This window comes from Microcystis wesenbergii NRERC-220, from assembly GCF_032027425.1.
In the GTDB taxonomy this organism is placed as follows: domain Bacteria; phylum Cyanobacteriota; class Cyanobacteriia; order Cyanobacteriales; family Microcystaceae; genus Microcystis; species Microcystis wesenbergii_A.
On record NZ_JAVSJA010000001.1, the window covers coordinates 205,185 to 226,141 of the forward strand.

Consider the following 20,957-nt stretch of genomic DNA (forward strand, 5'->3'; position numbering starts at 1 on the left):
CTAGATTTGTTCTAATTTACCGATAAACCAGCATTAGCTTGAATATAATCGGGTAATTCAATTTTTACCGGTTGTATCCGCCAGATTTCCTCGCAGTATTCCCGAATCGAGCGATCGCTAGAGAATTTACCCATGCGGGCCACATTAAGAATTGCTAAACGACTCCAATGTTCTTGATCTTTATAGGCCCAACCGACTCCTTCCTGACAATCGATATAGGACTGATAATCGGCCAGTAACATATAGGGATCATTGTAGATAAGATTATCCACAAGCGGGCGGAATAAACTACTATCACCCCGGCTAAAAAATCCCGAACCAATGAGGTCTAATACTGCCCGCAATTCTTCGTTATGGTAATAGTATTCTTGGGGATTATAACCGGCGGCTTTCTTAGCATAAACCTCCTCGGTTGTCAAGCCAAAAAGAAAGAAATTTTCCGCCCCCACCTCTTCACGAATTTCGATATTTGCCCCATCGAGAGTGCCGATAGTTAAGGACCCATTCATAGAGAATTTCATATTACCAGTTCCCGAAGCTTCTTTCCCGGCGGTGGAAATTTGTTCAGACAAGTCGGCAGCTGGATAAACCCGTTGACCGAAGGTGACATTATAATCAGGTAGGAAAACCACTTTTAAACGTCCTCCAATCGTCGGATCATTATCGATCACTTCCGCCACAGAATTAATCAATTTAATGATTAATTTTGCCATAAAATAACCCGGGGCTGCCTTCCCACCAAAAATAAAGGTACGGGGGGTAATATCGAGATTGGGGTTATTTTTGAGACGATGATAGAGAGTGACGATATGTAAAACGTTGAGATGTTGCCGTTTATATTCGTGAATGCGTTTTACCTGCACATCAAAGAGGGTACTAGGATCAACTTTAATGCCGACTTTTTTATCGATATAATTCGCTAAATCTGCCTTAATATCGTATTTAATTCGTCGCCAAGAGTCCCGAAATCCCCCATCATCCACATAGTTTTCTAAACCGCGTAAATCCTCCAGATGCTTAATCCAATTTTCGCCGATTTTTTCGGTAATCGCAAAAGTCAAGCGGGGATTACTAGAAACCATCCAGCGCCGGGGAGTAACTCCATTGGTTTTGTTGCTAAACTTTTCGGGAAAGAGTTCATAGAAATCGCGCAGAACATCTTTTTTCAGTAATTCTGTATGGAGGGCTGCCACCCCATTAATTGCCTGGGAACCCACACAGGCGAGATGAGCCATACGGACGTATTTTTCGCCGCTTTCATCGATTATAGACAAACGGGACATTTTGCCGTCATCATGGGGATAAATAATGCGAATTTTATCCAAGAAACGATAGTTAATTTCATAGATAATTTCCATTAATCGGGGGAAAAGACGACCAAAAATACTCAAAGGCCATTTTTCTAAAGCTTCTGGCAAAAGAGTATGATTAGTATAGGCGAAGGTATTTTGAGTAATAAACCAAGCTTTATCCCAATCGAAATGATGCACATCAATTAACAAGCGCATTAACTCAGCCACCCCGACGGAAGGGTGAGTATCATTCAATTGTACTGACCATTTTTGATGAAAATTATCGAGACTAGGGTTCTCATATAAGTGAATACGAATCAGATCCTGTAGGGAACAGGAAACAAAGAAATATTGCTGTTCTAAACGCAGTTCTTTGCCTTGAATTGGTTCATCGTTAGGATAGAGAACTTTACTGATATTTTCCGAGTGAACTTTATTATCCACCGCACCATAATAATCGCCGCGATTAAAGCGACCAAAATCAAAAGATTCACAAGCTTCTGATTTCCAGAGACGCATGGTATTAGCGGTGTTAACTCGATAGCCGAGAATTGGGGTATCGTAGGGAATTCCTTTGACTACATAATCGGGAATCCAACGACTGCGATAATTACCATTTTCGTCGGTATAGGATTCGGTATAACCGCCAAATTTTACCTCTACCGATGATTCCGGTCGGGCAATTTCCCAGGGATTTCCATACTGTAACCACTTATCGGTTATTTCTACCTGCCAACCGTCGTGGATTTCTTGATCAAAGATACCAAATTCGTAGCGAATACCGTAACCAATAGCTGGAATTTCTAGGGTAGAAAGGGAATCGAGATAACAGGCAGCTAAACGACCTAAACCACCATTTCCTAACCCCGGTTCTTCTTCTTGGGCAATTAATTCTTCTAGTTTTAATCCCGATTCGCTGACAGCTTTCTGGACCTGTTCGTAGATACCGAGATTAATTAAATTATTGGCCAAATGGGGACCGACTAAAAATTCTGCCGAGAGATAACAAACGGTTCTGACATCTTTTTTTAGATAGGTTTGTTGGGTGGTTAACCAACGCTGCAATAAACGATCGCGTATGGTATAGGCCAGGGCCATGTAAAGATCGTTTTTGCTGGCTAATTCCGGTAATTTACCTTGAATATAGAGTAAATTATCCCTTAAAGCCCGTCGGATAGTTTCTGTGTCTAATCCTGTTCTGTCGTCTTCGATGATAATCGGACAAACAAAACTCGTGTCTGGAGATGTATCCATAGGAGTGTTTTTACTGAAGATTGGCTGCTCTTAGTTTAAGATAACCAGACCCAAAATTATATCAAGAAAAGCTTAAATCTTGACTAAGATTAAGGTATAGTAATAATAAAGTTAAGGTGATTAAATTTCAGTTACCGATAGGAAGTGAAAATAGGGGAAAGTCTGAGCAGTGCGTGCTTTTGTGACGGGTGGAGCGGGTTTTATCGGGGCGATAATCTTGGGAAAATCGCCCTCTATACCCCTTGATGGCGTGAAAATGTCAAAACAGTCCATATACTAAGATTACTCGAAGGCAGTTGGTTTCAAACCAATCGAGACATCACTTGTTAAGACTGAGTAGGAAAGGAAAAAGATAGTCTCAATTGTGCTGAGATGCTTAAGTAGTTAGGTGTTAAAAGTTGTCAGACACCCCCCTGATCAAGGTAGTAGGGTTGATTCATGAATCAACCCTACTATGAATCAACCCTAGGGGCAGGGGGGATCAGACGCAAAATCTATTTAATAACTCATCTAGGAAAACCTGTTCTTGCTAAAATAACTCCAATTTTAAGCGCCATCATCCCCCCAAGAACACTGCCCAACCAGTAAATTAAACCGAAAGTCACGTTTCCCTGCTCTAAAAACTTGTTAGACTCCAAACTATAGGCGGAAAAAGTTGTATAGGAACCACAAAAACCCGTGGCAATCATCAATCCTAATTCTGGGGCAATTATGCGAATATTTTCCCTAATCATAGTAAAGATATAGGCAATAATTAAACAGCCAGAAACATTAACAAAAAATGTCCCCAAAAATTGCCATTCTTGACCGAAAAGACTTTCAACTAATTTCGCAATATAAAAACGACTCAAAGCCCCAAAAATAGCCCCAATCGCCACGGATAGACCATAACGTCCTCTGAAACAATCCATGCTGTCTCTCCTGCCCTTCAATAGTCAATAAATTGGAGAATTAAGTAGCTGGTTATAATTAAATTAAAAATGGATTTTAGGTTCGATCCCCCCTGCCCCCCTTAATAAGGGGGGTGCCGATAGGCGGGGGGATCTGATAGTTTTTAACGCCTACCTACTTAACCTAGAAAAACTTGGGCAATAGCTGCCCCAATTCTCACGGCAATCAATCCGAAAATGATACTAGCAACGGCAAAAAAAAGACTGAGAAAATTTTGTTGATTGCGCCAGAGGATCAGGATATCTAAACTATAGGTAGAAAAGGTCGTATAAGCTCCTAAAAATCCCGTTCTCACCATTAAATCTAGTTCGTGGGAATAAAAGGGAAAACTGGGTAAAATAGCCCAAAAAAAGCCGATAGCTAGACAGCCAGTTAAGTTAATAATAAAAGTTCCAGATGGAAAGCGTAAGCCGAATTTCGCTTTTGTCCATTCGGTAATATGATAACGAGATAACGCCCCCGGAACCGCTCCGGCTACAATTGCGAAAACATCGTTCAAATCTGACATTGTCTCTAATTTTTTTGCTATCTTTGTCTAGGCTCTATGATAATTGATGCGGTTATCGATCGCATGGCCCATATTTTCAGGGGTGTTATTGTTGAGGACAACCCTCTGACTTTAAAATAAAGGGATGAAAATTCAACCGCGTAAACGTTTTGGACAACATTGGTTAAAAGATGAATCGATACTCGATCGCATCATCGGCGCTGCTAATTTACAATCAGAGGATCGGGTATTAGAAATCGGCCCGGGTACAGGCATTTTAACCCGTCATCTTCTCGATGGCGCTCGATTGGTTGTCGCTGTAGAAATCGATCGAGATCTATGGACAATTTTAAACAAAAAATTTGGCCAACAAGATAACTTTCATCTCATCCCGGGGGACTTTCTTACCCTTAAACCGGAGCAACTGCCGCCGGTTAATAAAGTAGTGGCTAATATTCCCTATAATATCACCGGTCCGATTCTCGAAAAGCTGCTCGGTTCGATCGCCCATCCCTTCACCCCCCCTTACCAGAGTATTACCCTCTTAGTCCAGAAAGAAGTCGCCGAAAGATTAGTCGCTGTCCCCTCCACCAAAGCTTACAGCGCTCTCAGCGTCCGCATTCAATACCTTGCCGATTGTCAATGGATTTGTGACGTACCCCGGCGGGCCTTTTCTCCCTCTCCCCGGGTGGATTCGGCGGTAATTCAGCTTTTACCCCGTGTTTTGCCGAATAATGTCAGCAATCCAGCCTTTTTGTCCACTTTAATTAGCTGGGGTTTTGCCAACCGGCGCAAAATGTTACGCAATAATCTAAAAAATTGTCTGGATAGCGATCGATTAAGCCAAATCCTGACACAATTAGAAATTAATCCCCTCGCTCGCGCCGAAGATCTCAGTTTATCGCAATGGATTGACTTGGCGGAAAAATTAGATCAATTGCCAAAATTTTAGATTTTTTTTCTTGACAAATGCACAGTTATACCCTTCTAGCCCCCGCTAAAATTAATTTATATCTAGAAATCGTTGGCGATCGTCCTGATGGTTTCCACGAGTTAGTGATGGTGATGCAGACGGTGGCATTATGCGATCGCATCACTCTCCGGCCGAACGGATTGCAGGAATTCCGTCTCTTTTGCCATCATCCCCTCGTCCCCCAAGATAGCAGTAATCTCGCCCATCGCGCCGCCACTTTGATGGCGAGGGAATTCCCCCGCATCTTTGCCAATTACGGCGGCATCGATATCAGCATCGAGAAATATATTCCCGTGGCTGCCGGTTTAGCGGGGGGGTCCACCAATGCGGCGGCGGTGTTAGTCGGCATCGATTTAATCTGGGAATTAGGGTTAACCCGTCCGGAATTAGAAACTTTAGCGGCAAGATTGGGCTCCGATACTTCCTTTTGTGTGACAGGAGGAACGGTTATCTGTACGGGAAGGGGAGAAATTCTCGATCCGATCGCTCCTCTGACCGGATTATGGGTGATTTTAGCTAAATACGATCATTTATCCGTTTCTACACCCTGGGCCTACCAAAGCTATCGGCAAAAATTTCAAGATACCTATCTGTCTTCTCCAGAGGAATTTCATCACCGTCGTCAGCAGGTGAGTTCCGGGGCTTTGGTACAAGCGATTGCCCAGAAAAAACCAGCCGCTATCGGCAAATTTATCCATAATGACCTCGAAAAGGTGGTTTTACCCGAATTTCCCCTCGTAGCCGAGTTAAGACAGGTTATGGGCGATTTAGGCGGCTTGGGAACGATGATGTCAGGCTCTGGCCCGACGGTTTTTACTCTCTGTTCATCTCAGGAAGTGGCGGAAACTATCGTTAAAGAGGCCCGGGAAATTCTCGTCGCTCCCGATCTACAATTTTGGATAGCCCCAATCACCGATACAGGCATTCAAGTGACTTGAAAAAATGACAATTAACCTCTTGTAAAAATCAAAAATTGTTGTTAGGGTTAGGAGTCAGTAGCCAGTAGTCAGTAGTCAGGAGAATTAAGAATGAATGATAATCAGTTAAATGGTCTATTTACAGATTTTATGCGATTTAATCCCTATTTTTGACGTTTTTGAACCCTCAAAAATTAATTATGCAAGAGGTTTAATTGACCGCCTTTACCAAGATAACCAAACTCGCGGAATAATTGCCTCTCGATCGCTCATTTCTCGCCTTAAAATTTGCCAAACCTGCTGAAACCATTGTCGCACTTCACCGCTAGAATTACCCCGATAACGACATAAAAGACCATCTCCTAAAGTGCTAGTAACTCCCATCTCTCCTTCTAGGGAAAAATCTCTCACTTTCTCAATTAAATTTCTGTCCACCGGTTGACCGATATAAACTAAAGTACCGATCAGGGCGCTATCATTTAAACCAGAAAATCCCTCGATCATTTTACCACCTAACAGGCAGGATCGATCGAGCCATAAAGGTTGTCCAGATCGCCAAATTTCCCAATTAGAATGCCATTCTCCCGCTAAAAATTTCTCCCCTCGCGCACTGCGGCCAAAACGGGTAATTTCCCATCCCAGCCAACTGCTATTTTCCCCTAAATCCACTCGTAAATGTTGGCGAAATACCGCACCATTAAAGATAATTGTTTCTTGGGGTAGCCATTCTAAACCGGCATTGTCATCAATTTTAATCTCGATTAATTGCTGTGCCATCTGACCATTACTCTGGTAAACTTTTCCGGCAGAAGCAGTGGTAATCAGGGCATTAGTAGCGGCTTGGAGATGAATTTTTTGTTGCAGAACATCACCCCCAACTATTCCCCCCGCCGTGTGTAAAATCACCGTATGACAAAGATTTTTTCCCTCGGGATAAAAAGGTCTTTGTACTTTTAAAGGGGCGGTAGCATAGACGTGATTAATCTCGGTTGCGAGATTTTTTTGCGTGTAAATTAGTTCTAGGTTTCCCTGCCACATTATTGATCCTCGGTCATGGTTTCTAGAAATTGCCGATAATTTTCAGGACTGAGATTAATTTTAACTTCTATTTGCTGTTCTTTATCCCTGAACAGTAAAATATATTCACTTTCTGCTTTTTTGCCGACCAGGAGAGGATTTTTTAGCTCGAATTTTTGATAAACCAGATGGGGTTTCGTCACCCGAATAACTAAACTAGCTTGGGATTGGGGATAAATGTCTAATTGCTCCCGTTCCCGATCTAAAATTAATTGTTTAGGTGTCATGCTTCTTTCGTCAGCAAAAGTAGATTTATGCCAATAGAGGGTAATCCCCCGAATTTGGGGCAGTTGAATGATAAATTTTTCATCAAAACCTTGCTGCTCCCAATTAATATCTTCCAGAGAGCCAGGAGCGGGAATTAAACGCTGTTGCCAGAAGACTTCCTTAAGATTTAAATCTTGCCACCATTGGCTAATAATTTGGAAATTCTCCAGATTATCGGGGTGGGGATTGGCACTTTGCCAGAGGAGAGGAGTAAGCATTTTGGGGGAATTTTTGCGCTGGGAAAATCAGGTTAATAGTCTTCGCTGGAGTTAAGGGATCATTAAGCTCAATCATCATCGATTCTTGAGCTGCTGATCGGGCCATAATATTAACTCTCGATCGCATTTTTATTTTATCCTAATTATCGAGGGAAAAACTGCTAAAAGTGGTCTTCATCGGCGATCGTCAGCCACCAGCCCAGAAAACTGAGGGAAGATCAGATAGATTGGATATAATTAACTAATAAAGCCCTGTATGGTCCCAAAAACTAGAATTGTTTTAATATGAACCAGCCTAGACTATTATCTTTTACCCTCGATGGTTGGGGTGTGCTAGGTGGTCCAGTTTCCCTATCCCTAGTTAACCAAGTTGGGGTATTAGTGGGGAGAAACGGTGCGGGGAAATCCGCTATCCTAGAAGGATTTGAAGCCATCTCATCCTGTGCTATCGGTAGATCGATCGGCTCTTGGATGATTGATAGTGATAGCATTCCCTCAATTTTGCAGGTTGAAATTCTAACACCGACTAACCGGCGCTTAGGATACAGGTATGAGCTAATCATCCCCTTTTCTATGGACGATCTAGATACAGACATAGATGATACCACTAACGATAATTCCTTGGAAAATTCCTTTTCTTGGAATGATTCTTGTCAGTATATTGATGGAGATCAAGAACTTCTCTGGAAAACCGAATTTGGACTAACAAGCTTTAATAATAATGGTGAGCCAATATTTGCTATTCTTGGCAATACTACCTCGCTGCGACAGTCAAATATACCTGGAAATTCATCGCTAAATTTACCTCCAGAAATGCAGTGGGTTTATGCTATTTTAAAAGGGATTCGTCTTCTTGGCAAAGCTCCTATCCGTCGCACATCAAGACGACAGCCTTCCTTATTAAAGGTGGCAAGTAAGAAGATTTCTGCCAGTCGATTTGATCTAGCAGATACTCTAGCTCGGAGAATATTTCGTTGGGTGGGTACGGATGATTTTGATGAACTAGAAAATGTTTGTCAACGAATAAGACTTGCCAAGAAAATCACTGTGCAGAAGTTCGTTTTGAGTGAGCATTCTGGACAGACAGGCCAAGATAAAGACGAAGAGTACATCGCTTCAGTATTATTAGATGGAGTCAATATTGGATTACTCTCCGATGGCACCTTGCGAGTTTTATCAATTCTGATCGAAATAATTGCTCACCATCCTAATGCAACAACCATAATTGAGGAGCCAGAAACACAAATACATCCCGCAATGTTAGCAAAATTATTAAATGAAATTAAATCCTATACTTGGGCTGAACATTTAATTATATCAACTCATTCACCACAAGTAGTAGCTTGGACAAAGCCAGAAAATATTAGCTTAGTTTATCGTAACCAGGGACGGACAAGTGTTAGGAAACTAGAAGAAGGAGAGATTGAAAAAGTTGTCGAGTACCTCTGTGAAGAAGGAGATTTAGGAGACTGGATTTACAGTGGTATTCTCGATGAGTAGTAACTTGATCGCCATAATTGCCGAAGATGAGACGGACTGCGATGTGTTTCGTCAAATTATCCATCGCGTGCTGGGGACAAATACTAGGACAAAATCTTGGGCATCTAAATCCTCTAGTACATTAAAGAGAAAACTGTCAGCAAAACTTAAAGTGATGACAAGGGAAGGATGTGATGCTTTTATCATTGTTCATGATTTAGATCGTAATCCCAAGAATAACTCTCTTAACGATGAAAAACAATTGCGAGATCACTTAGAATTAAGCTGTTCTAATATTAATGGTATCAGGAAATATATCTGCATCCCAATAGAAGAATTAGAGGCTTGGTTTTGGTCTGATCCAGAAGTTGTTAAATATGTGGGACGAGGCAAGGGAAAAGCTCACCCAAACCCTCACCTAATTATCAAACCGAAAGAAGAATTGATCAAATTGTCAATCGGTGAAAATAGAAAACCCCGTTATAGTACCAACATGAATCTTGAACTAGCCCAAAAGCTAAATTTAGAACTTTGTGCCACTTGTTGTCCTTCTTTTAAAGATCTTCTCGACTTTCTGCAATCTCTGTCAAGAGGATAGCAAACCATTAACCTGTCCATCCCAGCCAAGGTATCTGCGATCGCTGCTAACTTGACACTATTCTAAACCCCAAAAAAGAGGGATTTTATGGTAAAATAGTCGTACAAATGGGCATATTCTGCACATCAAAAGGGTAAAAACCCGACTTTTAGCGAATTTAATCACAAAAACGCTTTTTTTGCCTTGTTATTGGAGTTAACCCCCCTATGACCGCCGCCCAGGATCATATCGTCCCCACAGACTTAAGCAATGAAATGTCCCGTTCCTACCTAGAATACGCCATGAGCGTCATCGTCGGGCGAGCCTTGCCCGACGCTAGGGACGGACTGAAACCCGTACACCGGCGCATTCTTTATGCGATGTACGAACTAGGATTAACCCCCGATCGCCCCTTCCGGAAATGCGCTAGAGTCGTCGGGGAAGTATTAGGAAAATACCACCCCCACGGGGATACTGCTGTTTACGATGCCCTCGTCCGCATGGCCCAGGATTTCTCCATGCGCGATCCCCTAATTAACGGTCATGGTAACTTCGGATCGATCGATAACGATCCCCCGGCAGCCATGCGTTATACCGAGTGTCGTCTGCACACCCTGGCCACCAACGCCCTACTACAGGATATCGAGTCAGAAACGGTCGATTTTGCCGATAACTTCGATGGTTCCCAACAGGAACCCGTGGTTTTACCCTCTAGAGTCCCGCAACTGCTAATTAATGGCTCATCCGGCATCGCCGTCGGTATGGCCACCAATATCCCCCCCCACAACCTGGCCGAGATTATCGATGGAACCGTTGCCCTCATCCATAACCCCGATCTCACCGATACGGAATTACAGCGTTATATCCCAGGGCCGGACTTTCCCACCGGGGGGCATATCCTTGGCAGAGACGGCATTCAGGAAGCTTACACCACCGGCCGGGGTTCCATTACCCTGCGGGGAGTCGCCACCATTGAAACCATCGAACAAAGGGGAAGACCTGATCGAGATGCGATTATTATCACCGAACTACCCTATCAAACCAATAAAGCGGCATTAATCGAAAAAATCGCCGATTTGGTCAATGATCGCAAAATAGACGGTATTTCTGATGTGCGGGACGAAAGCGATCGCGACGGCATCCGGGTGGTGATCGAACTGAAACGAGATGCCTATCCCCGCGTGGTCCTCAACAATCTTTATAAACAAACGCCCCTCCAGTCCAATTTTGGGGCGAATATGTTGGCATTAGTCGATAACGAACCGAGATTACTGACTTTAAGGGAGTTTCTCCGCGTTTTCCTCGATTTTCGCCTAGAAGTTATCACCCGTCGTACCCGTTATGAACTCCGCAAGGCCGAGGAAAGAGATCATCTCCTTCAGGGTTTACTAATTGCCCTCGCTAGTCTCGATGCAGTCATTGCCCTGATTCGCAGTGCTGCCGACACAGCTAGTGCAAAAGAGGGATTAGTGCAGAATTTTGGTCTTTCAGAGGTGCAAGCGGACGCAATCCTACAAATGCAGCTGCGACGGTTAACCGCCCTAGAATCGGAGAAAATTCAGCAAGAACACGGGGAATTACTGACAAAAATCGGCGATCTTCAGGATATTCTAGCCAAAAAAGAACGGATCGACAGCATTATCGAGGAAGAACTGCAACAGATCAAAACGATTCACGCTACCCCCCGTCGCAGTCATATTGAACAACGGGAAGGAGAAATCGCCGAAACTGACCTGATTGCCAACGAACAGGCCTTAATTCTCGTCACCGAACAGGGTTACATCAAAAGAATGCCCGTTAATACCTTTGAGTCCCAAAATCGGGCAACAAGGGGCAAAGCTGGCGCGAAAATGAAAGAAGACGACGGCATCGATCACTTTATCACCTGCCGCGATCACGATAGCGTTCTCTTTTTCACCGATCGCGGGGTTGTCTATAGTCTCAATGCCTATCATATCCCCACCGGTTCCCGTACCGCTCGCGGGGTTCCCATCGTGCAACTGTTAGAGATTCCCAAAGGGGAGAAAATTACCTCGGTGGTGGCAGTCAGCGAGTTCAGCGAGGATAATTACCTGATTATGCTCACACAAAAGGGATTTATCAAGAAAACCGCCCTCGCTGCCTTTAGTAATATTCGATCGAACGGTTTAATCGCCATTTCTCTCGAAGACGGTGATCAACTACGTTGGGTTCGCTTGGCCAAAGAGGAAGATAGCGTCATTATCGGTTCTCGTCAGGGGATGGCAATTCATTTTAAGGCCGATAGTCAACAATTGCGCTCCCTGGGAAGGGCAACTAAAGGCGTAAAATCGATGAAATTGCGCTCAGGTGACGAATTAATCAGTATGGACATTCTGCCTAGTCAAATTGTCGCCCAAATCGCTGAATCTAACCAAGAAGAAACCGAGGACGAAAGCGAAGAAATTAACCCCGAAGTGGCTAATAATGGCCCCTGGGTGTTAGCAATTACCATGGCAGGACTAGGAAAACGGGTTCCCGTTACCCTCCTACGTCTGCAAAATCGGGCGGGATTAGGAGTCAGAGTGATTAAATTCCGCAAAAAGAACGATAAATTAGCGGCTCTGCACGTTGTTAACCCCAACGAGGAATTTATGATTATCACCGAACGGGGCATTATCATCCGTCAATCCGTCGATGCTATTACTCCCCAATCGCGATCGGCCGGAGGCATCCGGGTGCAAAAACTCGATGAGGACGATGCGATCGCTGCGGTGGCCCTAGTTCCCCCTAGTGATGCGGAGGAATCTGAAGACATTTAGATTTGCTGGGAAGTGGGAAGTGGGAAGTGGGGAGAATAAATAAAAATAATCTTCTGACTCCTATCTCCTGTCTCCTATCTCCTATCTCCTGATACTAAATCCGTTGAGTAACGCACAGAAAACGGGTTTCTCGGAGAAACCCGTTTTCTACTCATGCACTCATGCAAAAAGGGGAATAAATAATCAATCTTTAATAACCAGATTTAGTATGACTCCTGACTCCTATCTCCTGACTCCTATCTCCTGACTCCTATCTCCTATCTGCTGTCTCCTTTCCTGAGGATTTGGGATTAAAACTGGAAAAAGTGCATTAATTGGGAGATTTCCTGAGCGCCTAGGGATAAACGCCCTTTAAAATCCACAATATTCTTAAATAATCCCTGTTCTTCTCTATTTTTAATAATGGCAGCTGCCAAATTATCACTGATCAGGGGCAGGGTAGTTAACTGCTCGATCGAGGCAGTGTTAGGATTGATTTTAGGGGGTGCGAGGTGACTTTCGGGACTATAATAGGCAAATTCTAGAATCGGTTCCCAAGCTTTCAATCTAGCCACAGGAACACTCAAAGCAGCCGCTAGATCTTCAAGACAAAGCAATTCTACCCCCATCCCCAGCAATTCCACCAACATTCGCGCTTGATGGATGGATATCCCTGGCAATCGCAGCCAATCATCCACACCCGCTTGACTGACATTAATTTTAATGCCCAATTGCGCCGCCATAGCGATCTCATCGAGGGAACGAAAGCGATAATAGGGATCATTGCTAATTTTGGCTTTTAAAGGGTTAAAAGTGCGCCCTAACCAGTTTTGCGGTGTCATTGTAGTAATTGTCGCCGTTTTTCTTCAAATTCGTACTCAGAAATTAATCCTTCTTGCCGGAGGCGCTCTAATTCCCTTAAAGCTGCCCCGATCGCCTCTACTTGTTTAGGCTCTAAACTGGGGACAGTGGCAGCAGCGGTGGCAGTGGGAAAATAGTTAGCCAAAAATTGGTTATCTTGGATTAAATACCACACTGCATCGATCGCGCAAGCCACCCGGGGAATCGGAGTTTGCCAGAGGAGAAGATAAATAATTCCCCAGAGAGGTTGACCGAGATAGAATTTATGAATACCGGCGATAGGAAAGGGTAAAGCGAGAATGCTGCCGATAAAAGCCAAAAAAATCGCTAATTTACGGCTTTTGGGCTTACTTAATAATTTTTCCACCAGAAGCATGAGACCTGTTCGAGATTGATTTTAGCCTGATCTGAACTTTCTATCGTGAACTACTCTCAAGGTCTTTGAGAGCTTCCTATTTCACAGGGGATTGCCTCAAGACGGACTTACGCCCAGCTTTTGGTCTTATATCCCCTCTATAGGCAGTATCGCTAGTTCCTAACGACAATACTTCGGCTTTGCTCAGTACAAGTATCCGTAAGCTTTCATCTCGAATATTTATCGCCGCATTTATGTCCCGGTCATGGATTGTTTTGCAATGTTCACAAGTCCATATTCTAACATCAAGGGATAAACTACCCACTTGATTCAGACAGACATGACAAGTTTTAGAACTAGGGAAAAACCTATCAACTTCGATATAAGTTTTTCCTTCCCATTCTGCCTTGTATTTAAGCATTGTACAAAACACTCCCCAACTACAATCACTAATAGCCTTAGCTAAATTATGATTGCGTACGATGCCTTTGACATTGAGATTTTCTACCGCAATAACTTGGTTTTCGTTAACTATCTTACGGGATAGCTTGTGGAGAAAATCCTCACGACATCTTGAGATTTTAGAGTGAACTTTAGCTACTTTACCTCTAGCTTTTTGACGGTTGTTACTGCCTTTCTTTTTACGCGATAACTTTTGTTGTTTCCTTTTTAGATTACGTTGATGTTTGGCTAAATGTCTAGGATTATCATATTTACTACCATTACTGGTAATACAAAAATGAGTTAATCCTAAATCAATTCCTATGGCTTTTCCATCTATCCCCCCGCCTTCGTCACCCCCCTGCTCCCCTTGATCAGGGGGAGATTGCCCGTCATCAACTAAAATAGAAGCGTAGTATTTACCGTCTGGGTTTTTTGAGATAGTAACGGTTTTAATTGTTCCTGCAAATTCCCGATGACGAACACAATAAACTAATCCAACTTTACCCGGTAATTTGAGGTAGTCACCTTCAAATTTGACATTAGCTGGATAGCTAATTGATTGTTTACCATGTTTAGATTTGAATCTTGGTAATCTCGCCCGTTTCTCAAAGAAATTTTGATAAGCTTGGGATAAGTTCAAAGCGACAACCTGTAAGCACTGGGAATAAGCATCTGTCAACCACTCATATTCTTTTTTGAGACTAGGCAATAGTCCCTGAATATAGTTTCGTGTCAGTCCTTTTCCTGTGGTTTTATAGGTTTCTTGGCATAAATTCAGGGAATAATTCCAAAACCAACGACAACAACCAAAGCTTTTTGCTAAGGCTATTTCTTGCTCGGTATTAGGCTTAAGTCTGAATTTGTACGCTTTGTACATAAGAGTTATCAAGAAACTATAACTATGATAACATGGTTTTCGAGAATTGTCTATATACAAAGTCAGCAGAAGTCCATAAAAGCGAGGGACTTTTGCTGACATTCAGTTAAAATACTCTTTGGTTCTAACATAGGGATACGCGATGACTACCAGAATCAAGGAAATCTTTCAAACAGGACAACCGGATCAATCCGTCACCGTGCAGGGTTGGGTGAGAACAAAACGAGAATTAAAAGAATTTACTTTCCTGGAAGTTAATGATGGCTCATCCCTGGCCAACTTACAAGTTATCCTCGAACCGACTTTACCCGACTATGAAAGTGTACTAAAGACAATTGGTACAGGAGCGGCGATCGCTGTTTCGGGAAATTTGGTTCCTTCCCCGGGTAAAGGGCAAAATATCGAGTTAAAAGCGGCCGAAATCACCCTTTATGGTGACTGTCCCCCGGATTATCCCCTACAAAAGAAACGTCATTCCTTTGAATTTCTGAGAACTATTGCCCATCTGCGAGCAAGAACCAACACCCTAGGAGCAGTAATGCGGGTTAGAAACGCTTGCGCTACCGCTATCCACACTTTTTTCCAAGAAAAGGGCTTTATTTGGGTACATACTCCTATTATTACCGCCAACGACTGCGAAGGTGCGGGAGAATTATTTACTGTCACCAGTTTAGATTTAAAAAAACCCGCCAATTTTGCCGAGGATTTCTTTGGTAAACGGGCCTATTTAACCGTCAGTGGACAATTACAAGCGGAAGTAATGGCCATGGCTTTATCTAATGTTTACACTTTTGGCCCGACTTTTCGCGCCGAAAATTCTAATACTTCCCGTCATCTGGCCGAGTTTTGGATGGTGGAACCGGAAATGGCTTTTTGTGATCTGGAAGGGGATCAGGATTTAGCGGAAGCTTTTCTGAAATATATCTTTAAATTCGTCCTAGAAAATTGTCCCGAAGATTTGCAGTTTTTTAACGAACGTATCGATAAAACGGTGTTAAGTACGGCCGAGAATATCGTTAATAGTGAGTTTGGCCGGATTACCTATAGCGAAGCGATCGAGTTATTGGAAAAAGCCGATCGTCAGTTCGAGTTTCCCGTAGAATGGGGCGTAGATTTACAGTCAGAACACGAACGTTATCTAGCGGAAGAACTATTTAAAAAACCCGTGATTGTCACCAATTATCCCAAGACAATCAAAGCTTTTTATATGCGTCTAGATGACAATAATAAAACTGTTTCCGCTATGGATATTTTAGCGCCCAAGATCGGCGAAATTATCGGCGGTTCCCAACGGGAAGAACGATTAGATGTATTAATCCAAAGAATGCAGGAACAGGGAATGAATCCCGATGATTTGTGGTGGTATTTGGATCTGCGTCGCTACGGTTCCGTTCCCCACGCCGGTTTTGGTTTAGGATTCGAGCGTCTGGTACAATTCATGACGGGAATGACCAATATTCGCGATGTGATTCCTTTCCCCCGTACCCCTTTAAGTGCCGACTTTTAGAATGATGTCTAGGATCGACAGGAGAAAGGTTGTAATCCTTAAGCTTTCAGCGCTAATTTGCTTGGTCTTTGGAGACTTGTACAACTTTATTGTACAAGTCCAAGCTCTTGAACTCCCCAAAAACCCCAAAATCTGAAGGGAGGAGAATGTAAAGATTTATAAAATTGTATCTTTTAATACAGTTGTGGGGGTGAATGTGTATTGTTTTGCTATCCGCCTTTGGCGTTGGGTTGGGCTGTTGCTTGACCTGGGTGCTAGAGGGCGATCACACAGTTAGGCCTTTATGGGGCGGACTTTCGCTTTCGCCACAGCCCTTTTTTCAAAGATAGTGAGGTCATCAAATGTACATTCGACTCCCTTTAATTGCTTTAGATTCTAGTGAAGACGGCGTTAGTGTGGATTCCTACGGCCAAGGACAACTTACCGGTGTTACCTACACTGTTCCCGCACATGGTGATATCAACGTGGATTTTGAGCTTCACCTGCTATGCGTTACGCCAGCCGATATCATAAATCTCGATAATTTGGTGAAGTCACTTCTGGATGCATCAAAACAGCATTTATATAGTGATTTAGCCAAAACAGACGTTAGTGGTGGTCTGAGTTTTTTTGATTTTCTTTCGGGTGGTGTTAAAGCTTCATACAGCGACACCAAACGCAATATGGAAAAGTGGGAGCTTAGCCCTGAAAACCAGGGTGTTATCATTCAGAAGATGATGAAAATTGCCATGGAAACGAATGACTTTTCCTACAAGGGTGAAATAAAAAATACCGACTATGATTATTCTGTAACTGGTAATCTTTTTGGTATTGTCATGGATTGCACAATTAAACAAGGCTCCACAACGCATCAAATTCGCGCTTTGGCCCCTAAACCTCATCTACAAGATCCGAGGCTCTTCGGTAATTGTTATGCAAATAATTAACTTAAAATAAAATTCGATGATAGTGCCTACGCTCAAAAATAGCTGAAATTTATACAGGGAGAGATTTTAGACACAAACAGGTTAATACCAAAAGATAGACAATCGAGTTAAGATTTGATATAATAGCCAAAAACCAGAGTATTTTACTTATGATACTTGACAAATTTTTGAACCTAGAAGGAACCTCTATTCAAGGCTATCGACACCTAGAAAATGTCGGTATAGTTTGACCAGTCGAATCGAAAAAGAAAAAAGCAATCTGTCCTCGTTGTGGGTTAGAGAGCGATAAACTACACCAAAATCATCGATATTTAGTCAAAGATTTACCAATCTCAGGACAACCAGTGTACCTACAAGTTAATCGTCGTCAATTTAAGTGCGATAATTGTCGAAAACCCTTGAGCGAAGAGTTAGATTTTGTCGCCAGTAAACGAACCTATACGAAAAGACTAGCCGAAAATATACTCGAACAATTAAAATCAGGAGATATTTTAAATGTTAGTCGAAGAAATGACGTAACGGAAGAAGAGATTCAAAGAATGCTAGAGGACATTGCTGAAGAAATTACCGAGCCAGACCTATCGGAATTAAAAAGACTAGGAATTGATGAAATCGCTCTAGTCAAAGGACAAAAAAATTACTGTGCGGTTTTAGTAAATTTAGATACGGGAAAACTAATAGCTATTCTAGAGAAGCGAACACAAGAGGAGTTGAGAAAAACGCTTACAGGCTGGGGAAAAGAGGTGTTAGAGCCAATTGAAGAAGTGAGCATAGACCTTTGGTTGCCCTATAAAAATTTGGTGAAAGAATTGATGTCATCGGTTGAATTAGTCGCCGATAGATTCCATGTAATGAAACAAATTAATCAAGAGTTAGACGAACAGAGAAGAGCAGAAAAAAGAGCCGTAGAAGCGCAGAAAAATAAAAAACAGAAAGCGGAAAAAGAAGCGAAGCTAGAAGTTTTAAAGCGAAGTAAATATAGCCTATTAAAAAATGAAGAAGATTGAACGGAACCCCAAAAAATTAAACGAGAAGCTATCAAAGAAAATTGGCCAAATTTGAAAAAGATGCAGGAATTAAAGGAAGAATTCAGAAAGATTTATGAAACCTCAGAGAATCCGACAGAAGGACTGCTATCTATCTCGGAATGGTTGGCAAAATCCTCCAGTGTTTTTACCAAGAGTTGTCAAACAATCCGAAACTGGTTTGGAGAAATCATTAGTTATTTCGAGCGAAGAACAACGAATGGGGTAGTCGAGGGGATCAACAATAAACTTAAACTAATAAAACGGCGAGGCTATGGCTTTAGAAACTTTCGGAATTTTTGGGTTAGAAGTATGTTATCTTGGCATCTTGTCTGTTGATTTAGCATAAAGAGTAACGAAGAGCCGCATCGGCTAACTTTTCTAGAGAGCTAACCACAACGGTAATGTGGCTAAACGATCGAGATTTGGATATCCGTTGTGTTCGGCTACAACCCTATAAGCTTGGGGAAGAGCTTCTGCTTGACATTGAACAAATTATCCCATTGCCAGAAGCAGAAGAGTACCAAGTGAAGGTGAGAGAGCAAGCATCGGCTCAGAGAACGGCTGCCAGTTTTAGTAAAGATAAGACGCAATATCAGTTCCTTGGAAATATTTACAATAAGCGCCAGCTCGTACTAGCTATCGTTACTCATCACCTCCAAACAAATCCGGACACAACTTTCGACCAATTACGCCAGATATTCCCTGATGAAATTCATCGTAGCTTTGGTGTTGTTGCCCTACTAGAAAAAGCGACGGAAAAGGGAGGGGCTAAACGCTACTTCTTAAACGAGGAGCAGTTACTCCAAACCGGAGATGGTCATACCAATTCTCTAAATACCGACTACAGATAAAGCCTCAAGAATATAAGCACGTCCTGTAATCGAAGCAATTACCTTCTGGGTCATAACTTTCAGTCTCTCGGTAATTAATTCTCTTAATTCATCTAAAGAAGCTGGTAATTTCCATCTCAATCCCTTCTTTAAGTATTGCCAAATCTGTTCAATTGGATTGGATTCAGGGCAATAGGGCGGTTGAAATATCAGTATAATGTTGTCGGGAATTTTTAACTTTTTCGCCTTATGAAATCGAGCATTATCTAACTGGATGATTAAAATACTATCGGCAAAATGTTCAGCAACTAACTCTAAAAATATCTGAAAACATTGACTGTTTAAATGAGTGAATTCGTAAAAAAAATGCTCTCCTGTCTTCGGCTCTACCACTCCATATATATAAGTTGCTTGAAATTTCCACTGCACCTTCCCATAAGGTTTTATCCCTTTTGCTGTGATTTTTCTGCCACTGATAGTCTTCAGTCCTATTCGAGTTTCATCTTCACATAAAAAGCGAATTTTTCCCTCTAATCCCATCATTATCATTGCCACCCAACTCAGCATTGCCAGGTTTTCTAAGAAGTTTTTTTAAAATACTCTAACCTTTCTTCTGACTGCTCTAGGCTTTTTGGTCTCGCTATTTTTGGTGACGCTTTTAGTCTATAATATACTAATTTATGAACGGTTTTATACTTTGCTTTTATCCCTATTTTTTTCTCTAACCATTCACAAATCTCGACCTGACTATCAAACCCTTGGTTTTCTTTTAATCTTTTTTCTAAGGCTTTTTCTGCCCATTGGGGAACTTTTCTTGGTCTTCCTGTACCCACTTTTTTCGACAATAATTTTTCTAATCCCCCTTGACGGTATTTTCCTACCCAATCTTGTACGGTGACTCTGTTTCTCCCGATCATTTCGGCGGCTTCTGTCACCGTTTTTGCCTTTTTTGTCTTTAATAAGTACAATACTTGTATTCTTTCTTTTCCTGAACCAGTTTTTTCTTGTCTGAGCAGTTCCTTGAGTTCTGCTTCGCTTTCTCTGATTTCTATCTTAGAAACTCCTGCCATATTTTTCCTTTAACTCTACTAAGATGATATTCTACACTATTTGTAGTCAGATTTTGGAGAATTGGTATCAGACAATTGCCGTTTGTAATCAGTGGGGGATTGATAACATCAACCCAATCCTTGAAATTGCCAAGAGACAGGGATATCAAGTAGAAGAACTCTAAAAAATGGGTCACATCTACCAGCAGATAATCCGGTCAAGTTGGCAGTTGCGTTATTGCCAGACAGCTAACACTGCGTTGGTGCGGACGGAACAGAGGTTATTGACGAGAGTTCAAGCTTGTCTGCCGCCGCACAACTTCACCCTTAGAGTGAGATGACAAAGTGAAAGCTTTTTTGGCAAATTGTCCCCAATTAAAATATAGCGTTTCCTAAGCTAGTGAGGTACACCTATTTTTCTTCCCTTTTGCCTCTTGCCTTTTGCCTAAAACCCATAACTTTTGTACCTCAGCAGACTGAAAAACGCTATATCAACTTTAGAGCATTGCTGGGCCACAGAGAAGACTTGAGGGGTGCGTTAATTAACTGTAACAGGTTCCATATTTAGGTTTACGGAGGTTATAATGTTAAATATTTAGACTATTGAGAGGTTTTTGATGGCTTCCATTACTGTTAATATCTCAGATGAGCAGTTTCGACGATTACAACAGTTAGCTCAGAACAGCCAAGTTTCCCCTGAAGACTTACTCAGTGCCAGCATAGAAGATTGGTTGGTTGGTCCTAAAAACGAATTTACTCAAGCATCAAGCTATGTACTCAAGAAAAACGCTGAACTTTATCGTCGTTTAGCATGATACGCTATCTAACA

At 42.2% G+C, this 20,957-nt stretch carries 19 protein-coding genes and 1 pseudogene; 10 read left to right on the forward strand and 10 right to left on the reverse strand.

The genetic code is table 11. The annotated features are described in order from the left end of the window. Positions 1-11: 11 nt before the first annotated feature. The 3 genes from RAM70_RS00995 to crcB (RAM70_RS01005) form a co-directional block, all read right to left on the reverse strand. Positions 12-2,546 carry a glycogen/starch/alpha-glucan phosphorylase gene (locus RAM70_RS00995; protein WP_312671978.1) on the reverse strand — a complete coding sequence of 845 codons (2,535 nt, stop codon included), beginning with the start codon at positions 2,544-2,546 and terminating at the stop codon, positions 12-14. A gap of 506 nt (positions 2,547-3,052) precedes the next feature. Continuing rightward, positions 3,053-3,457 (reverse strand): fluoride efflux transporter CrcB, encoded by a 405-nt coding sequence (gene crcB / locus RAM70_RS01000; protein ID WP_045360167.1) that lies wholly within the window; start codon positions 3,455-3,457, stop codon positions 3,053-3,055. Positions 3,458-3,615: 158 nt separating this feature from the next. After that, on the reverse strand, positions 3,616-4,005 hold the full coding sequence (gene crcB, locus RAM70_RS01005; RefSeq protein WP_045360165.1) for a fluoride efflux transporter CrcB: 390 nt from the start codon (positions 4,003-4,005) through the stop codon (positions 3,616-3,618). A gap of 124 nt (positions 4,006-4,129) precedes the next feature. Between crcB (RAM70_RS01005) and rsmA the strand changes: the two genes are divergently transcribed. Together rsmA and ispE are read left to right on the forward strand one after the other, a co-directional pair. Then, a complete protein-coding gene (gene rsmA, locus RAM70_RS01010; RefSeq protein ID WP_190380709.1) occupies positions 4,130-4,936 on the forward strand; it encodes a 16S rRNA (adenine(1518)-N(6)/adenine(1519)-N(6))-dimethyltransferase RsmA in 807 nt (268 codons plus the stop codon). A gap of 17 nt (positions 4,937-4,953) precedes the next feature. After that, positions 4,954-5,895 carry a 4-(cytidine 5'-diphospho)-2-C-methyl-D-erythritol kinase gene (gene ispE, locus RAM70_RS01015; protein WP_190380708.1) on the forward strand — a complete coding sequence of 314 codons (942 nt, stop codon included), beginning with the start codon at positions 4,954-4,956 and terminating at the stop codon, positions 5,893-5,895. Positions 5,896-6,099: 204 nt separating this feature from the next. Here ispE and RAM70_RS01020 read toward each other — a convergent pair whose 3' ends face one another. Both RAM70_RS01020 and RAM70_RS01025 read right to left on the reverse strand, forming a co-directional pair. Then, positions 6,100-6,912: an urease accessory protein UreD gene (locus RAM70_RS01020; RefSeq protein WP_288001193.1), complete on the reverse strand. Its 813-nt coding sequence runs from the start codon at positions 6,910-6,912 to the stop codon at positions 6,100-6,102. Further along, on the reverse strand, positions 6,912-7,436 hold the full coding sequence (locus RAM70_RS01025) for a hypothetical protein (protein ID WP_190380706.1): 525 nt from the start codon (positions 7,434-7,436) through the stop codon (positions 6,912-6,914). The genes RAM70_RS01020 and RAM70_RS01025 overlap by 1 nt, the downstream gene beginning before the upstream one ends. Positions 7,437-7,721: 285 nt before the next feature. On the opposite strand from RAM70_RS01025, the gene RAM70_RS01030 reads away from it, so the two are divergent. The 3 genes from RAM70_RS01030 (at position 7,722) to gyrA (ending at position 12,272) form a co-directional block, all read left to right on the forward strand. Next, entirely contained in the window at positions 7,722-8,936 is a 1,215-nt protein-coding gene (locus RAM70_RS01030) for an AAA family ATPase (RefSeq protein ID WP_312671979.1), read from the forward strand. Continuing rightward, on the forward strand, positions 8,929-9,513 hold the full coding sequence (locus RAM70_RS01035; RefSeq protein ID WP_002777835.1) for a DUF4276 family protein: 585 nt from the start codon (positions 8,929-8,931) through the stop codon (positions 9,511-9,513). The genes RAM70_RS01030 and RAM70_RS01035 overlap by 8 nt, the downstream gene beginning before the upstream one ends. A 206-nt stretch (positions 9,514-9,719) precedes the next feature. Beyond that, entirely contained in the window at positions 9,720-12,272 is a 2,553-nt protein-coding gene (gyrA, locus tag RAM70_RS01040) for a DNA gyrase subunit A (RefSeq protein WP_312671980.1), read from the forward strand. 290 nt (positions 12,273-12,562) lie between these two features. Here the strand turns inward: gyrA and RAM70_RS01045 are convergent, their stop codons facing one another. From RAM70_RS01045 to RAM70_RS01055, 3 genes are all read right to left on the reverse strand, one after another. Next, positions 12,563-13,093, reverse strand: a complete 531-nt coding sequence (locus RAM70_RS01045) for a ComEA family DNA-binding protein (RefSeq protein WP_312671981.1) — start codon at positions 13,091-13,093, stop codon at positions 12,563-12,565. Beyond that, positions 13,090-13,488: an NINE protein gene (locus tag RAM70_RS01050; protein WP_002788179.1), complete on the reverse strand. Its 399-nt coding sequence runs from the start codon at positions 13,486-13,488 to the stop codon at positions 13,090-13,092. The genes RAM70_RS01045 and RAM70_RS01050 overlap by 4 nt, the downstream gene beginning before the upstream one ends. 76 nt (positions 13,489-13,564) lie before the next feature. After that, positions 13,565-14,788, reverse strand: coding sequence for an RNA-guided endonuclease InsQ/TnpB family protein (locus tag RAM70_RS01055; protein WP_312675766.1), 1,224 nt, complete (start codon positions 14,786-14,788; stop codon positions 13,565-13,567). Between the two features lie 142 nt (positions 14,789-14,930). Here RAM70_RS01055 and asnS point away from each other — a divergent pair, with 142 nt between their 5' ends. The 4 genes and pseudogenes from asnS to RAM70_RS01075 all read left to right on the forward strand — a co-directional run bounded on the left by asnS (position 14,931) and on the right by RAM70_RS01075 (position 19,100). After that, entirely contained in the window at positions 14,931-16,295 is a 1,365-nt protein-coding gene (asnS, locus tag RAM70_RS01060) for an asparagine--tRNA ligase (protein ID WP_045360148.1), read from the forward strand. 341 nt (positions 16,296-16,636) lie between these two features. Continuing rightward, positions 16,637-17,221: a hypothetical protein gene (locus RAM70_RS01065; protein WP_288001204.1), complete on the forward strand. Its 585-nt coding sequence runs from the start codon at positions 16,637-16,639 to the stop codon at positions 17,219-17,221. Between the two features lie 149 nt (positions 17,222-17,370). Further along, a pseudogene (locus RAM70_RS01070) lies at positions 17,371-18,585 on the forward strand (ISL3 family transposase). 65 nt (positions 18,586-18,650) lie between these two features. Then, positions 18,651-19,100 (forward strand): hypothetical protein, encoded by a 450-nt coding sequence (locus RAM70_RS01075; protein WP_312671982.1) that lies wholly within the window; start codon positions 18,651-18,653, stop codon positions 19,098-19,100. Here RAM70_RS01075 and RAM70_RS01080 read toward each other — a convergent pair. Together RAM70_RS01080 and RAM70_RS01085 are read right to left on the reverse strand one after the other, a co-directional pair. Next, positions 19,080-19,646: an IS630 family transposase gene (locus RAM70_RS01080; RefSeq protein ID WP_080754277.1), complete on the reverse strand. Its 567-nt coding sequence runs from the start codon at positions 19,644-19,646 to the stop codon at positions 19,080-19,082. The two genes, RAM70_RS01075 and RAM70_RS01080, sit on opposite strands and share 21 nt — an antisense overlap. Positions 19,647-19,657: 11 nt before the next feature. Further along, positions 19,658-20,149, reverse strand: coding sequence for a helix-turn-helix domain-containing protein (locus tag RAM70_RS01085; protein WP_045359021.1), 492 nt, complete (start codon positions 20,147-20,149; stop codon positions 19,658-19,660). A gap of 596 nt (positions 20,150-20,745) precedes the next feature. Here RAM70_RS01085 and RAM70_RS01090 point away from each other — a divergent pair. After that, a complete protein-coding gene (locus RAM70_RS01090) occupies positions 20,746-20,943 on the forward strand; it encodes a hypothetical protein (RefSeq protein ID WP_002739031.1) in 198 nt (65 codons plus the stop codon). Positions 20,944-20,957 lie beyond the last annotated feature (14 nt).